Origin of the sequence: Marinigracilibium pacificum, assembly GCF_012926615.1 — a bacterium.
Lineage (GTDB): Bacteria > Bacteroidota > Bacteroidia > Cytophagales > Cyclobacteriaceae > Mangrovivirga > Mangrovivirga pacifica.
This window is the reverse complement of record NZ_JABBNU010000014.1, coordinates 69014-84002: the sequence shown is the minus strand read 5'-3', so window position 1 is coordinate 84002 and position 14989 is coordinate 69014. Positions and strand designations below refer to the sequence as shown.

The window sequence follows — 14989 nt, the reverse complement described above, 5'->3', positions numbered from 1 at the left end:
GAAATTCAAGCAGGCCTCTTCCATGTTAATCTAATTTATATGCTATTCAGTAATAATCTCAACTTCGCTACCTTCAGAGCTTTCTGTAGAAGCTGCTAAAGTTTCAGCATCACCCTTATCAACTTTCTCTAATTTAAGAACGTTCATTGGGTTTGACTCAAGATTTTTAACATTGCTGTGAACAAGTCTAATTACCTCATCATAGAAAAGAACAATAACTGGAGCCTCATCAACAATAATATTGTCCATTTGCTGATAAAGATCAAATCTTTTGAAACCGTCATTAGTTTCTTTTGCTACATTGTAAAGGCTATCAAACTTAGCGTTGTTAAAATGTGTCTTATTTGGTCCTGCAGGTGCATAGTACTTGCTGTAGAACATTGATAAATAGTTTTCAGCATCCGGATAGTCACCTAACCAAGAACCTCTGAAGAACTTAACTTTACCATTATCTACCATTTCCTGATGTTGAGGAACCTGGTTAATTTGAATATTAACATCTACACCAATGCTATTCCACTGATTCTTAAGATATTCAATGATATCCTTAGATTGAATAGTAGTATAAAGTTCGAATGAAGGGTATTTTGAAGCATCGTAACCAGATTTCTTCAATAACTCTTCAGCTTTCTTAGTATCGTAGCTATAACCTTTCACAACATCTTCGTCAAATGAAGGTAAAGCAGCAGGAACGATTCCTGAGTTACCCGGACGACCAAGGTTGTTAAGAAGACCAGAAACAAGCTCTTCTCTGTTTATAGCATAGTTTAATGCTTTTCTAAAGTCTTTATTTAAGAATGGGTGATTTGGATCCTCATAAACTGATTTATCCATCATAAAACCGATATACTCAGTATTTAAGTAAGGCTCTTTGAAGATTTTACACTTATGTTCTTTCTCAAATTCAGCTTTTGGCTGACCATCTTTATTAAGGATTAAATCAACAGAAGCAGAAAGGATACCTGAAACGAAGTCAAGGTTACCTTGCTGGAACGTTAATAATTCCTGATTTTTATCATTAATGAATGATACTTCAACAGCATCAAGGTAAGGTAACCCTTTACCATTAATGTCTTTTCTCCAGTAATCTTCGTTTTTAACCATGATAAGAGTGTTGTTCTCTTTCCATGTTTGAAGCTTAAATGGACCTGTACCAACCGGATTAGTACGGAAATCCTTACCATATTTCTCTACTGCTTCCTGAGGAACAGGGAAAGTATAAGGCATAGTAAGAATTTCTAAGAACGGAGCAAATGGCTCTTTTAGAGTGATTTGTAAAGTGTAATCATCAACAGCAGTTACCCAATCCTCAGCAATTTCACCGTTTTCATTAGCTTTAATTTTATCTCTGAAAACCCAAGCACCAGTACTAGCAGTAGCAGGGTCTAAGATTCTTTTAAAAGAATAAACAAAGTCTGAAGCTTTTAACTCTCTACCTTCTCCACCTTCAAAACAATCATTATCATGGAATTTAACTCCCTTTTGGATAGTAATTGTGTAAACCAATCCATCTTCAGAAATTTTCCATGTATCTGCAAGGTTTGGAGCAGTGTATAATTCATCTGTTAGTTCAAATAAACCACTAAACAGCTGTGTTGTAGCCCAGATATTTGCCTGATTTCGAGCAAATGCAGGATCTAATGAACTAAGACCTTCCGCCTGGTTGTATCTGAATACTTTCTTACCAGCAAGGTCATTCTGGCCCTCGTTATTACCATCTCCACCACATGAAGCAAACAGAACGAGTAGCATTAATGAATAGCATAACTTCTTAAGCATAGTTATAAAAATTTTACTCATGGAACTTTTATCTCAAAAATAATTCGGGGTTAAATATTCACTTATTTTAGCTTAAAAACAAATAGAATGGCAAATCATTGCTGTCCCTGTAATATTGAAGGTAAATTTACACAAGAAGATTTTATTAATTATGAAATCCAACCAAAATTGATAATATTTGGAACTTGAATTCGATAGAGATCGAGTCAACTTTATTTAATTAAATCAAACCTATAATTTATCCTATATCCATGGGCAAAGTTATCGCGATTGCTAACCAAAAAGGTGGCGTAGGTAAAACTACAACTGCCATCAACCTAGCTGCCAGTTTAGCAGCTTTGGATCATAAGACTCTTGTGGTCGATGCAGACCCGCAGGCGAATAGTACTTCTGGTGTTGGAATGGACCCGAAAGCTGTTGAAGTAAGTATCTATGAATGTATGGTCAATGATATTGACGTGGATGAAGCTATCGTTAAGACAGATATTGAGTATCTTGACATTCTTCCGTCACATATCAACTTGGTTGGTGCTGAAGTAGAGATGGTGGACATCGATGGGCGTGAAACCAGAATGCGTGATGCCCTAGGAAAAGTTGCAGATAATTATGATTATATTATAGTAGACTGTTCGCCTTCATTAGGTCTGATTACTGTTAATGCAATGACTGCTGCAGATTCAGTAATTATCCCTGTTCAGTGTGAGTATTTTGCACTTGAAGGTCTTGGTAAGCTATTAAATACTATCAAGATTATTCAGTCAAGACTTAATCCTGAACTTGAAATTGAAGGCATCTTATTGACAATGTATGATGTGAGATTACGTTTGTCTAACCAGGTAGTTGAAGAAGTAACTGCACACTTCAAGGAATTAGTGTTTAATACTATAATACCTCGAAACATCAAATTGAGTGAATCTCCTAGTTTTGGAGTTCCGGCAATTATCCATGATGCAGAAAGTAAAGGTGCAATTTCTTATCTAAACCTGGCAAAAGAAATTATTGAGAATAACGTAGAAGCGTAGTAGTAAGAACGAGGACCGATGAGTAAGTCACCACAGAAAAAAAGAAATGCTTTAGGTAAAGGTTTAGGGGCTCTTTTGGCTGATACCCCTTCACCCGAACAAAGGGCTGAAATAGTAAAAAAAGCTTCAGGATCTATTAACGAGATTCCTGTAGATGCTATTGAAGTCAATCCATTTCAGCCAAGAACAGATTTTGACGAGCAAGCTTTAAATGAACTTGCTGAATCAATAAAAATTCAGGGGATAATTCAGCCTATCACTGTTAGAGAACTTGAAAAAGGGAGATATCAGTTGATTTCAGGTGAAAGAAGAACTCAGGCATCAAGAAGAGCCGGGTTAGAAAAAATCCCTGCTTACATAAGAATTGCCAATGATCAGCAAATGCTGGAAATGGCATTAATCGAGAACATTCAACGTGAAAACCTGAATGCAATCGAAATTGCTCTTTCTTATCAGCGACTTATGGCTGAATGTGAACTTAAGCAAGAAGAACTTGGTGACCGTGTTGGAAAAAACAGAACTACGGTTAATAATTATTTAAGATTATTGAAATTACCACCTGATATTCAGGCAGGTCTAAGAGATGGTAAAATAAGCATGGGACATGCTCGTGCATTAATTACCATTGAATCAATTGATCATCAGTTAGATATCTTCAAAAAAATTGTTCAGGAAGATCTTTCGGTAAGAAAAGTTGAAGAATTGGTTAGGTCATTAAATCAACCTCAAAAACCAAAACCTCAAAAACCTGAAGACGTTTCTCCGGAAATAAAAACTATACAAAACAAACTTTCAAGTCACTTTGGCACGAAAGTTACTGTAGCAAGTAAGGATAACAGAAAAGGAAACATAACAATACCTTTTACTAACCCGGATGATCTCTCGAGAATTCTCGATCTTATTGAAGGATTATAATGAAATTGATTAGAATCTTAATAATCCTGATCATAACAGCATCAGGAATAAACAAAATACAGGCTCAGGATAAAGACACCCTTTATACTGAGCCTGTTAGGGTTTTATCAGATTCATCAAAAGTTCGTAAAAAGGACTTGACTAAAAGCGAAAGGTTAAGTCGTAGATACGAAACTTTACCAAACCCAAGAAAAGCCGGATTACTATCTGCTGTTGTGCCCGGCTTGGGACAGATTTATAACAAAAGGTATTGGAAAGCACCTCTAATTTATGGACTGGCGGCTGCGGATATATATTTCATCAACTGGAATAACAATCAATACCAGGAATTACTGGGCTATCTATATGATCAACAAAATACCGGCAGTAATGAGATTGGTTTTAGCGAAGACCAACTAGTTAACCTTGCTGATGAATATAGAAGAAACAGAGACCTCCTTATTATCCTAGGAGTTGTATTATATACCCTAAACATTGTTGATGCACATGTTGACGCTCATTTAATTGAATTTAGGGTAAATAAAAAGTATTTTAACGCCGTTAATATTAAACCGGTCAATTACCAATTGGCAACAGGTGATTACCAGGCTGGTTTTGCGCTAAGTTTGAAACTCAAATAAACAACACAATAAACCTAGAATTAAAGTGAAATTAGCAATTATTGGATATGGCAAAATGGGTCAGACCATTGAAAAAATCGCCCTGGAACGCGGACATGAAATTGTAAACATAGTTGAAGAAAGAGGTGCAAACGTTCTAAAACAACTATCCCAAAACGGAGCCGAAGTAGCGATTGAATTTAGCCAGCCTGAAGCAGCAGCAGAAAATATCAAGGCTTGTATAGACCAAAAGGTTAAAGTCGTGTCTGGAACCACGGGATGGCTTGACAAGATGGATGAAGTTAAGAGTTACGCCAAACAACACAATGGAACCTTCTTTTATGCTTCTAACTACAGCATTGGAGTTAATCTTTTCTTCAGACTTAATGAATGGATGGCTAATTTGATGAGCAGATACCCTGAATACAACGTTCAGATGGAAGAGATTCATCATACATCAAAAAAGGATGCCCCTTCAGGAACAGCTATTACACTTGCGGAAGGTATCGTTAAAAATCATCCTGATATCCAAAATTGGAAATTATTTGAAGAGGAAAATGGCTCTGCTGAATTCCCTGAAAATATTGTACCAATCGTAAGTAAACGAATTGACCCTACTCCGGGAACTCATGAAGTTATTTATGGTTCGGAAATTGATGAAATATCTATTAAGCATACAGCTCACAGCAGAATGGGATTTGCTCTGGGTGCTGTATTAGTAGCAGAATGGATAAAAGACAAGGAAGGTGTTCTTAACATGAAAGACTTTCTTCCTCTTTAATAGAAAAAACTTTTAAGATAATATATTTTAATAATGAGCTATACTACATTTTTTATCATTCTGGCTGTTCTGTATATTCTATATAAAGCCGGATTATATAAATTGTTTGAATTGGCTGGAATTGAAGGTTGGAAAGCTCTTGTTCCAATTTACAATCTGATAATTCTAACCGATGTTGCTGAAAAACCTTTCTGGTGGAAGATTTTAATCTTTGTCCCTTATATTAATTTAATAATCTGGGCAGCTTTAATGATTGAATTTCTACGAGGGTTTAACAAAGCGCAGTTCATTCCAATGGCTTTTACTCTTGCTGTTCCGTTTTTCTATTTGCCATATCTTGGCTTTGTTGAAAAACCAAAGTGGGTTATAACTCCAAAGGAAGCAAGAGAACTAAAAAAGAAAAACAGAGACTGGTCAGAATCAATTGTTTTTGCAGTTTTTGCAGTAACTGTAATGAAATGGGGAGTGCTTGGAGCATTTACAATCCCTACATCAAGTATGGAAAACACATTACTAACAGGTGATTACTTGTTTGTTAGTAAGCTTCATTATGGAGTAAGAACACCAGAAACGCCATTACAGGTCCCTCTGACTCATAAAAGATTAGGCCCCGCTAAATCATATAGCACTTTACTTCAATTACCTCCAATTCAAATCCCTGGTTTTAAGGATGTTGAAAGAAACGATATCGTAGTATTCAACTGGCCAAGAGATCTAGACGAGAATGGAAACCTTCTACCGGTAGATATGAAAGAGTACTATGTTAAAAGGTGTGTAGCTGTAGGTGGTGATATAATTGAAATAAAAGATTCTGAGCTGTTTATTAATGGCGAAAACGCGTTTGATCCAAATGAAAGACAGTTTGAGTATAAAATAACTACCAATGCAAATTTCAATGAAAAATTCCTAAACAAGCACTCTATTAGAGAAATTGGAATTATGGATGGTGGGTATATTGCTCGTATTCCTGAGCATACAGCTCAGACATTAGAAGCATCTCCTGACATTTCAAAGGTAGAAAGAATTACTTCTAATCAAGGTGAAGGTGAAAGTTCTATCTGGCCGTCAATTAAATTCCAGGAATGGAATAAAGATTGGTATGGTCCATTATTAATTCCGGCAAAAGGAATGAAAATGGAAATGACTGCGGAAAATCTGGCCATATATGGTAATGTAATTGTTGATTATGAACACCTTAAGGATGTAGAGTTTAATAAAGAAGGGTTATTCATTGATGGCCAAAAAGTAAATGAATATACTTTTAAACAAAACTACTATTTTATGATGGGTGATAACCGTCATAACTCACTTGATTCAAGGTACTGGGGTTTTGTTCCTGAGGATCATATAATGGGTTATCCTCTATTTATTCACTGGTCAAAAGATCCTAACTACGGGTTATTCAGTGGGTATAGGTTTAATCGCCTCGGTTTAATTGACCACAGAGAATAAAAAATATATAAGTCCTCAATTTTTTGAGGACTTTTTTTTACCATTCTATAGGTTCCCTACCTTGTGAAATCAAATATGAATTTACTTTGCTAAATGGCTTTGAGTCAAAAAATCCACGATGGGCACTTAATGGACTAGGGTGGGCAGACTTTATTACCAGATGTTTTTCCTGATCAATCAAGCTTTCTTTTTTTGAAGCATAGCTACCCCATAATACAAATGCTATACCCGAATACTTTTTTCCAAGCTCTTCAATAGTGGAATCAGTAAATATCTCCCATCCTTTTTTTTGATGTGATCCTGCCTGCCCGGCCCTAACTGTAAGTGTTGCATTTAATAACAAAACCCCTTGCTTAGCCCATTTCTCAAGATTACCACTAAACGGAACATCAACATTAAGATCCGACCTAAGTTCTTTGAATATATTTCTTAAACTCGGTGGAAATTTAACACCATCATTAACTGAAAAACTTAAACCATGAGCCTGCCCCGGACCATGGTATGGGTCCTGACCTAAAATAACGACCTTACAATCCTGAGGTCGACACATATTCAAAGCATTAAAAACCAGGCTTTCAGGTGGATAAATTATATGTTTAGAATATTCATCATTTAAAAATTCTTTCAAATTCAAAAAATATTCCTTTTCTAATTCACTTTTTAAAGCATTTTTCCATTCGTTCGTGAGAAGTATTTGCATCTATATCGAAACTTTTATTTTTAAATTCAGTTTTACCTACATAATAATGCAGATAATTTTCAAATATTATTATATTTATTAATAATAACCCAGAGTGTAACTGATAATGGTAACAGAAATAACAAAAGGAGTTAAAATTTCAGTAGAAACAGAATATCAACCGGAGTATTCTTCTCCTTCTCAATATCATTATGTTTTCACATATCGTATTACAATTGAAAATAATAGTCAGTACACTGTTAAATTACTTCGAAGACATTGGTTTATTCATGATGCAGCTACAGTAGTAAGAGAAGTTGAAGGGGAAGGTGTAGTTGGACAACAACCTATTATCGAACCCGGACAACAACATAAATATGTTAGTGGTTGTAATTTAAAGTCTGGTATCGGAAAAATGTATGGAACTTATCTGATGGAAAAAGTAGTAGATGGCAATCAATTTTTAGTGAATATCCCTGAATTTTCTATGGTTGCACCATTCAGATTAAACTAATCAAATAATTGTACTTTCAAGTTAAGCATGCCTTTAATCATTGGCTTAAATGTGTCAATGACCATAGTTTACACTCGCCCTTCTTATTTGATCTTTATCAGAAACTAATAAGAACTAATTTCATCGAGCCCAAGCAAGTTGTTGACTATATTGAAAGGTTAAAAAATAACACTTCAATCATCGAAGTAGAAGATCTTGGAGCAGGTAGTAGTAAGCTCAAATCCTCAGAGAGGAAAGTGTGTGATATTCTAAGAACTAGCACCTCATCCAAAACAATCAGGAAGATTCTTTCTAATTATATAATTTCATATAATCCTCAAACAATAGTTGAGCTTGGAACCAATTTAGGTGTCTCGACATTAAGTATGTCAATTGCAGGAAGCAACACTTCTGTTTATACTTTCGAAGGAAGTCACAACATTGCCAGTATTGCAGAAAATGAATTCAAATCAAGTAATTCAAAAAACATTTCAGTCTTAAAAGGAAATATCGATGAAACTTTACCTCAATTTCTTAATACAAAAAATCCTCAAATAGACCTGGCATACATTGATGCTAATCATACTTTTGAAGCAACAATCAAATATTTTAATTTACTCGAACCATTTATGGCCAGTAAATCAGCAATTTTAATTGGTGATATATATTGGTCTCCAGGAATGAAGAAAGCATGGTTTGAAATTGCTAAGTCAAACCACTACCCTATCAGACTGGATTTTTATCATTCTGGCTTGCTACTCAGGGGACCTGACTACCCTGAAACATACGAGCACCTAATGAGTAGGCCTCTGTAAAATCATAAAAAACTCATTACCCATTCTTGGCGGTATTGAATTATAGCAAGGTTCGGCAACTTTGATATTAAAATCATTTTTGAACAAATTATGATATTCTTGAGGACTCCCACCAAAAGGAGGACCCTGATCTGTAAGAGGAAATGTAAACCACAATCCTGTGAGTTTTCCTCCTGGATTTAATAGGCCTAGCATTTTATTTTTGTAATCACTCCTCAAACCGGGATCAAGTGCACAAAAAAAAGTTTGTTCGAGTATTAGATCATATTGATCTTCATGCTCAAAAAAATCTCCATGAATCAAATGATCATCAGGAAAATCAGGAAATCTTTCTTTGATGTTATCTAAAGGTTTTTGTGCAAGGTCAATTACATAAACATTTTTGAATCCATTCTCTTTCAGATAAATAGCTTCATATCCGTTTCCCACTCCTGGAATAAGAATTTTTTGGTATTTATCTGATAATTGGTTTACATATTCGGCAATTGGAGGAGAAGCGTAGCCTATATCCCAACCAGTCTGACCATTTTCCCACCTTTCCTGCCAGTAAATTTCATTCATTTTATTATTTTGCATGTTTATATTTTATTTTACTTTTATAGCAGTAAAAAATACGAATATTAAATTGTTTGCGTTGAACAACAAAATTAATTAGAAATAATATATGAGCGAAGAAAAGAACACACAGGCAACACAAAAGCCTGGAGCCGGCCAACCAAAGAAAGAAGGTTCAGGCACTAACAAAACTGTAATCACAGTTTTGATCGGAGTGCTCTTTCTGATCAATCTGGTACTGGGTTACTTATGGTGGCAAGATAACAAGGAATATCAGGTAAGAGAAAGTGCCATGCAATCTGAAATTTCTGCTCAGGTTAAAAAACTCGATGAGCTTAGTGTTGAATTAGAAGAAAAAATTGCCACTATCGAAAGACTTGGAGGAGATGTAGAGGAATTGAAAAAAGTTAAAGCTGAATTGGAAGCTGAGAAAGAAAAGTTCAAATCTCAAGCTAACTGGGCTACTTCAAACCTAAACAGACTAAAAAACAAGGTTGAAGGCTACGAAGAGCTCCTTAAGAAAAAAGATAATGAAATCACAGAGCTTAAGGCTATTAATGAAGCCCTTTATACTGAAAACACTGACCTTAAAACTGAAAAAGAGAATTTAAGTGATAGTATTGGGCAGCTATCTCAAGTTCAGGAGCAACTACAGTCTAAAGTTGAAATGGCTTCAAGGCTTAAGGCTGAAAACATTGTAGTAGCAGCTGTTAATGACAGAGGAAAAGAAAGAGAGGGTGAATTTAAAAACCGACATGTAGAACAACTAAAAGTTGCTTTTAATCTTGCTAAAAATGATGTTGCTCCAATTGAAGGAAAAGATATTTTCATAAGAGTAATTGACGGCAATGGTCAAGTTATTTTTGATGTTGCAAAAGGTTCAGGTACTTTCATGCTAAACAACAAAGAAGAGTTTTACACCAGTAAGCAAAATATCCTTTTTGACAATACAAGACAGCAACTTAGCTTCCTATATACAAAAGGCAGTGAATACGAAGAAGGTGAATACCTTGTAGAAATTTGGTGTGATGATTATATAATAGGAGAAGAATCTTTTGTAGTTAAATAATACTACTTAGAACAAATAATAAAAAAGGGCTTGAAAATTTCAAGCCCTTTTTTATTTATTTAATAATAGTCATAACCGGCAAATGGTCAGATACATCAAATAAATACTTAGAGTAATTTTGATTTAACTTCATTGTTTGAGTATTAACAATGCTGTTAAACAACTCATTTGAAACCAAAATGTGATCAATATGACTTGGGTATGAAGGATAACTCCAATACGAGCTTGACCCTTCCTCAATTGTAAGATCAGCAAATTTGTAATTCGGGTCATCAGTAAAATTATCATATGCCCCATTACTGTCATTTATCTCCTCATTGTAATCTCCAACAACAAGAATCTTGTCATTAGGGTAATTGGTATCAAGAAATGACTTAAGTCTTGATGAAGCCTCTTTTCTTCTTGCTTGGCCATTTTCACAACATTTCATGTGAAGATTAACGACTCTTGCAACCTGACCATTTTTATGTGTTACTTCAATCATTATCGGTGGCCTACCTGCAAAGTAATTAATATCTGACGTCAAAATTGAAGTAACTGATGAAACAGATGTAAAAGATGAGGATCTCCACATATAAGCCAGATTTAATCCTGCAGAATTAGAAACTACCTTTCCTTCCCACTCTGTCAACAAGTTATCCAAACGTTGAAACTCACTCATATCATCAATTTCCTGGAAACCAATCAAATCAACATCTAGAGAATCTATCATTCTAGCTACTACACTTACAACATTAGGATCTCCATCCAATGGAAAAAATTCTAGATTCCATGTCATCACCTCTAATGTTGAATCGGTCGCAAGTGTTGGTCCATCGGTGGGTAAATCTACCGGATCTTCCTTGTCATCAGGATTTGGTTTAACCTTTTCAGATATTTCCTCTTTACAAGAAAAAACAAAAAGTAATACGATCAACAAAGAAAGTTGTTTGTAATTAATTGACATAATAATGTTTTGGTTACTATTATTTAATCTGATTGAAAGTTAACTTAATGTAGGTAGGAAAGTGATCACTATAACCACCGTCAAACCTATCTCCAACAAAAGTTCTAAAAGGATACCCCTTATACTCGCCATCTTGGACAAGCATTTCCTCACGAACATAAATTGAAAATGACTCATCTATATAATAAACCCCTTCTGAATTATTTGAATTGATTAGCCCATTACTGATTATAATTTGATCAAATAAATTCCAGGCACCACGATAAGCAAGCGTTCCATACCCCTTTTTATGAGTTTTATATGAAGTATTAAACAATTCACCAGGCTCCAAATCTTCAAGCTTCCCCTCTGCTCTCAATTCACTTTTTATGGATTTGTTAATCGGGTCATCATTAAAATCACCCATAATAATAATTTTAGCTAGAGGGTTAATTTTCTCCAGTTCGTCAACTTTATTTCTCAACACCTTTGCAGCTAATATTCGTTTATCTTCCTTACCTCCTCTTCTTGATGGCCAGTGATTCACGAAAAAATGCAAAGTGTCATTGCCTGCCAATCCTTTCACGTATAAAATATCACGAGTGATGAACTCTTCATCAGCCGGATCAGAAACTTTTAATTGCTCAGTATAGAAAGGTCTCAAAAATGAAGGATCATAAAGTAAAGCTACATCTATACCTCTAATATCAGGAGAATCAAAATGAACAAGATTATAATTAAGACCATATCTTCTTAAAATAATAATCAAGTGTTCCATAACTCTTCTATTCTCAACTTCACATACGCCAAGTACATTTGGCCCACCATCCATAGAGGCTATGATCTTAGCCATATTCGATAGCTTTTTCATATACCGTTCACGAGTCCATTGTTTGTCCCCGCCAGGCAAAAACTCTTCATCTCTTATATTCGGATCATCTATAGTATCGAATAGATTTTCCATGTTATAAAAGCCAATAGTAGCTGTGTTCGAATAAGATTCTTTCTCCTGAGCAACTCCTAAAAATGCAAAAGCTAGAAATAAAAAAACATGTAATATTCTGATCATTTGAAAAGATTTTTATTTACAAAAATGCAAGAATAATGAATCAAATAGAATATTCTACTATAAATATGTTAACAAATTATTAACACTAGCTTCTTTTAATTGACAAAAACAATTATAATTTTGCAGCGCGAATGTAAGATTCATTCGAATTTTTAAACTAAGGATCAGAACAATCAACCAAATTTTTAAAAAACCGACTAACACAAGTTTTTAAATTTTAGACCAAACAATAATCACAAATGAAAAAAATGCTAAGGATCTTTATCCTTACGCTGTGTATGGTATTGAGTGGACAGATTTCTGCTCAAAACAATGCTGTCATCACAGGTAAGGTAATTGATGCCGAGAACGGAGAACCTTTGATCGGTGTTTCTGTAATCGTAAAATCAACCAACAAGGGTATTATTACCGATCTTAAGGGAAATTTCAGTATTGGTGGACTTCAACCGGGCAATGCAACTGTTGTACTTAGTTACATAGGATATGAAGACAAAGAGGTTCCCGCTGAAATTAAAGATGGTGTAAACTCAATTGGCACTATCAAATTATCTCAAGATGTTACAACTCTTGGTGAGGTAGAAGTTTTTGCAGATGTTGTTGTTGACAGAAAAACTCCGGTAGCTGCTTCAACCATTAAAGCCATCACTATTGATGAGCAACTTGGTTCTATGGCTTTACCTGAATTACTAAACTCAACTCCTGGTGTATACGCTACAAAAGGAAGTGGGTCTTATGGAGATGCCAGAATAAACATCAGAGGATTTGAGCAGACAGAAATTTTGTTTATGATCAATGGTGTGCCATTAAATGATATGGAAAATGGACGTCTTTACTGGTCAAATTTTGCCGGGTTGAGTGAAATCACCAGCAATATGCAAGTACAAAGAGGTCTGGGAGCATCAAAACTGGGTCTTAATTCTGTTGGAGGAACAATAAATATTGTTACAAAACCTTCAGATGAAAAAGCAGGAGGACAGTTCGACATCAGAATGAACTCAGGCACCTGGGACAACCGCTATGGACTTACGCTTCACTCAGGAAAACTAGAAGGCGGATGGGCATTTACCTTCCAGGGAGCTCGCACCACAGGAGATGGATACAAAAAAGGAGCATATACTGACGCATGGTCTTATTTCTTCAATGCACAAAAAACTATCAATAAAGATCACACACTGATGTTCACCATCTTTGGTGCACCAGCGAATTATGGTCGTGCATGGAATACAAATACTGATGAGTATGAAAAAAGAAACGACTACTGGTTTAACCCTTCAGTTGGTTACTACAGAGGTCAATTATTTAATAGCTCACAAGGATATTCGCACAAACCACAGGCTACCTTAAACTGGTACTGGACGATCAACGACAAGATGTCATTATCGACTTCAGCATATACTTCTATCGCTCGTGCTTATGGCACAAGTATCAGATCAGCAAGTGGCGCACCTTCAATACCTAATGATAATAACGGATACATCGATTTTGAATTGATCGATCAGAGAAATGCTGATAACGAACAATCTGTTAGTAATATCAACGGAACTACAAACAGTATCTCAGGAGCACAGTCTCTTTATTATCTTGAAGCAAGACACAATAACCACAATTGGGTTGGAGCAATATCAAACCTTAACTGGAAAATTTCTGATCAGGGAAATTTAGTGTTAGGAGTTGACTTAAGAACATACAAAGCTCTTCACTATGCTTCAGTCTTGGATCTACTAGGAGGTGAATTTTATCTTGACCAGTATAATGGAACAGATAATGACATTCTGAATCCAAATAACATCGCTACCCTTGGAGACAAGGTAAACTACAACTACGATGGACATGTAAAATGGGGTGCAGCATTTGGCCAGTACGAGCATGATTTTGGAAATCTTAATGCTTTCGTTTCTGTGAACGTTAGTAGAAGCCAAATGTACAGATATGGTAACTTCTGGAGTGGTGGTAATAATAACATCAATAGTAGCTTTGGAAAATCTGACGTACGCGTATTTAACAACTACAATGCAAAGGCAGGACTAAACTATACCATCGATGGAAAACAAAATGTATTTGTTAATGGTGGTTATATCACAAGAGCTCCATTCTTAGCTAATTCATTCAGAGATTCAAGGTACTCAAATGATTATCTTGAGGGACTAACAAATGAAAAAATCCTTGCGACCGAAGTAGGATATTCATATAGAACCAGCCGTTTAAGAGCAAACCTAAACATGTACTATATCAGATGGACAGACAAAGCTTTTGTTCAATCAGTATTAAATCAGGACACTGGTGAAAGAACATTCTTTGCTGTGACAGGTCAGTCTCAAGAACATAAAGGGATTGAGTTTGATGTACGCTTCCAGGTGATCAACGGATTAGAACTTACTGGTATGGCATCTTTTGGTGACTACAAATTCAAAGACGATGTAGTAACAACAGTAACTGACGAAGAAGGAAACTCTAGTGAAGTGAAAATGTATACTGGCGGATTACCTGTGGGGAATTCAGCTCAAACAACAAGCTTTATAGGCTTACATTACAAAGGCATAAAGAATTTTTACATAGGAACCAGACTAAACTATTTCGGAAAACTGTATGAAGAATACGATCCGACGATCGCAATTGGCAATGAAAGTATCGAAGTTCGTAAACTTGACAACTACAAAATCATTGATCTATATGCGGGTTATTATTTCGAAATAAACGGATTAAGAGCAAGAGTATCTGGAAACATCAATAACCTGCTTGACGAAAGGTACATCAGAAGAAGTAACCAAAGATTTATTGGTGAAGACTATGGCTTCGGAATCACTTATAACGCTGGTTTGAATATCTACTTCTAAAA

General features: G+C 35.4%; 14 protein-coding genes. 9 read left to right on the top strand and 5 right to left on the bottom strand.

Features of this window, described 5'->3' with window-relative positions; all coding sequences use genetic code 11:
• Positions 1-42: 42 nt before the first annotated feature.
• Positions 43-1779, bottom strand: a complete 1737-nt coding sequence (locus HH304_RS19490; protein ID WP_271711702.1) for an ABC transporter substrate-binding protein — start codon at positions 1777-1779, stop codon at positions 43-45.
• A gap of 251 nt (positions 1780-2030) precedes the next feature.
• Here HH304_RS19490 and HH304_RS19485 point away from each other — a divergent pair, with 251 nt between their 5' ends.
• Genes HH304_RS19485 through lepB form a run of 5 tightly spaced genes read left to right on the top strand, consistent with a single transcriptional unit; the run spans position 2031 to position 6548 of the window.
• The gene (locus HH304_RS19485) at positions 2031-2801 is read left to right on the top strand and encodes a ParA family protein (RefSeq protein WP_169684964.1); all 771 of its coding nucleotides are present in this window, start codon (positions 2031-2033) and stop codon (positions 2799-2801) included.
• Between the two features lie 18 nt (positions 2802-2819).
• A complete protein-coding gene (locus HH304_RS19480; protein WP_169684963.1) occupies positions 2820-3716 on the top strand; it encodes a ParB/RepB/Spo0J family partition protein in 897 nt (298 codons plus the stop codon).
• Positions 3716-4336: a DUF5683 domain-containing protein gene (locus HH304_RS19475; RefSeq protein WP_169684962.1), complete on the top strand. Its 621-nt coding sequence runs from the start codon at positions 3716-3718 to the stop codon at positions 4334-4336. Before HH304_RS19480 ends, HH304_RS19475 begins: the two co-directional genes overlap by 1 nt.
• Positions 4337-4361: 25 nt before the next feature.
• Positions 4362-5096 (top strand): 4-hydroxy-tetrahydrodipicolinate reductase, encoded by a 735-nt coding sequence (gene dapB / locus HH304_RS19470; protein WP_169684961.1) that lies wholly within the window; start codon positions 4362-4364, stop codon positions 5094-5096.
• A 33-nt stretch (positions 5097-5129) separates the two neighbouring features.
• Positions 5130-6548 (top strand): signal peptidase I, encoded by a 1419-nt coding sequence (gene lepB, locus HH304_RS19465; RefSeq protein WP_169684960.1) that lies wholly within the window; start codon positions 5130-5132, stop codon positions 6546-6548.
• Positions 6549-6585: 37 nt separating this feature from the next.
• On the opposite strand, the gene HH304_RS19460 is transcribed toward lepB, so the two are convergent.
• Positions 6586-7248 carry a uracil-DNA glycosylase gene (locus HH304_RS19460; RefSeq protein ID WP_169684959.1) on the bottom strand — a complete coding sequence of 221 codons (663 nt, stop codon included), beginning with the start codon at positions 7246-7248 and terminating at the stop codon, positions 6586-6588.
• 106 nt (positions 7249-7354) lie between these two features.
• Here HH304_RS19460 and apaG point away from each other — a divergent pair, with 106 nt between their 5' ends.
• Together apaG and HH304_RS19450 are read left to right on the top strand one after the other, a co-directional pair.
• Complete coding sequence (gene apaG, locus HH304_RS19455) at positions 7355-7741, top strand: Co2+/Mg2+ efflux protein ApaG (RefSeq protein ID WP_169684958.1); 387 nt, start codon at positions 7355-7357, stop codon at positions 7739-7741.
• Positions 7742-7749: 8 nt separating this feature from the next.
• Positions 7750-8535: a class I SAM-dependent methyltransferase gene (locus tag HH304_RS19450; protein WP_169684957.1), complete on the top strand. Its 786-nt coding sequence runs from the start codon at positions 7750-7752 to the stop codon at positions 8533-8535.
• Here the strand turns inward: HH304_RS19450 and HH304_RS19445 are convergent.
• Positions 8515-9111: a methyltransferase domain-containing protein gene (locus HH304_RS19445; protein WP_271711701.1), complete on the bottom strand. Its 597-nt coding sequence runs from the start codon at positions 9109-9111 to the stop codon at positions 8515-8517. The two genes, HH304_RS19450 and HH304_RS19445, sit on opposite strands and share 21 nt — an antisense overlap.
• 88 nt (positions 9112-9199) lie before the next feature.
• On the opposite strand from HH304_RS19445, the gene HH304_RS19440 reads away from it, so the two are divergent.
• Positions 9200-10159, top strand: a complete 960-nt coding sequence (locus HH304_RS19440; RefSeq protein ID WP_169684956.1) for a chromosome segregation protein SMC — start codon at positions 9200-9202, stop codon at positions 10157-10159.
• 55 nt (positions 10160-10214) lie between these two features.
• Here HH304_RS19440 and HH304_RS19435 read toward each other — a convergent pair whose 3' ends face one another.
• Both HH304_RS19435 and HH304_RS19430 read right to left on the bottom strand, forming a co-directional pair.
• Positions 10215-11105, bottom strand: a complete 891-nt coding sequence (locus tag HH304_RS19435) for an endonuclease/exonuclease/phosphatase family protein (RefSeq protein ID WP_169684955.1) — start codon at positions 11103-11105, stop codon at positions 10215-10217.
• 19 nt (positions 11106-11124) lie between these two features.
• Positions 11125-12153 carry an endonuclease/exonuclease/phosphatase family protein gene (locus HH304_RS19430; RefSeq protein WP_169684954.1) on the bottom strand — a complete coding sequence of 343 codons (1029 nt, stop codon included), beginning with the start codon at positions 12151-12153 and terminating at the stop codon, positions 11125-11127.
• A gap of 239 nt (positions 12154-12392) precedes the next feature.
• On the opposite strand from HH304_RS19430, the gene HH304_RS19425 reads away from it, so the two are divergent.
• Positions 12393-14987 carry a TonB-dependent receptor gene (locus HH304_RS19425; protein ID WP_169684953.1) on the top strand — a complete coding sequence of 865 codons (2595 nt, stop codon included), beginning with the start codon at positions 12393-12395 and terminating at the stop codon, positions 14985-14987.
• Positions 14988-14989: the final 2 nt, after the last annotated feature.

What these genes read in the sequence shown, in the direction of transcription:
- HH304_RS19445 (WP_271711701.1), bottom strand. Translation starts at nt 9,111, where the DNA reads ATGCAAAATAATAAAATGAATGAAATTTACTGGCAGGAAAGGTGGGAA.
- apaG (WP_169684958.1), top strand. Translation starts at nt 7,355, where the DNA reads ATGGTAACAGAAATAACAAAAGGAGTTAAAATTTCAGTAGAAACAGAA.
- HH304_RS19490 (WP_271711702.1), bottom strand. Translation starts at nt 1,779, where the DNA reads ATGCTTAAGAAGTTATGCTATTCATTAATGCTACTCGTTCTGTTTGCT.
- HH304_RS19475 (WP_169684962.1), top strand. Translation starts at nt 3,716, where the DNA reads ATGAAATTGATTAGAATCTTAATAATCCTGATCATAACAGCATCAGGA.
- lepB (WP_169684960.1), top strand. Translation starts at nt 5,130, where the DNA reads ATGAGCTATACTACATTTTTTATCATTCTGGCTGTTCTGTATATTCTA.
- HH304_RS19485 (WP_169684964.1), top strand. Translation starts at nt 2,031, where the DNA reads ATGGGCAAAGTTATCGCGATTGCTAACCAAAAAGGTGGCGTAGGTAAA.
- HH304_RS19430 (WP_169684954.1), bottom strand. Translation starts at nt 12,153, where the DNA reads ATGATCAGAATATTACATGTTTTTTTATTTCTAGCTTTTGCATTTTTA.
- HH304_RS19440 (WP_169684956.1), top strand. Translation starts at nt 9,200, where the DNA reads ATGAGCGAAGAAAAGAACACACAGGCAACACAAAAGCCTGGAGCCGGC.
- HH304_RS19425 (WP_169684953.1), top strand. Translation starts at nt 12,393, where the DNA reads ATGAAAAAAATGCTAAGGATCTTTATCCTTACGCTGTGTATGGTATTG.
- HH304_RS19460 (WP_169684959.1), bottom strand. Translation starts at nt 7,248, where the DNA reads ATGCAAATACTTCTCACGAACGAATGGAAAAATGCTTTAAAAAGTGAA.
- HH304_RS19435 (WP_169684955.1), bottom strand. Translation starts at nt 11,105, where the DNA reads ATGTCAATTAATTACAAACAACTTTCTTTGTTGATCGTATTACTTTTT.
- HH304_RS19480 (WP_169684963.1), top strand. Translation starts at nt 2,820, where the DNA reads ATGAGTAAGTCACCACAGAAAAAAAGAAATGCTTTAGGTAAAGGTTTA.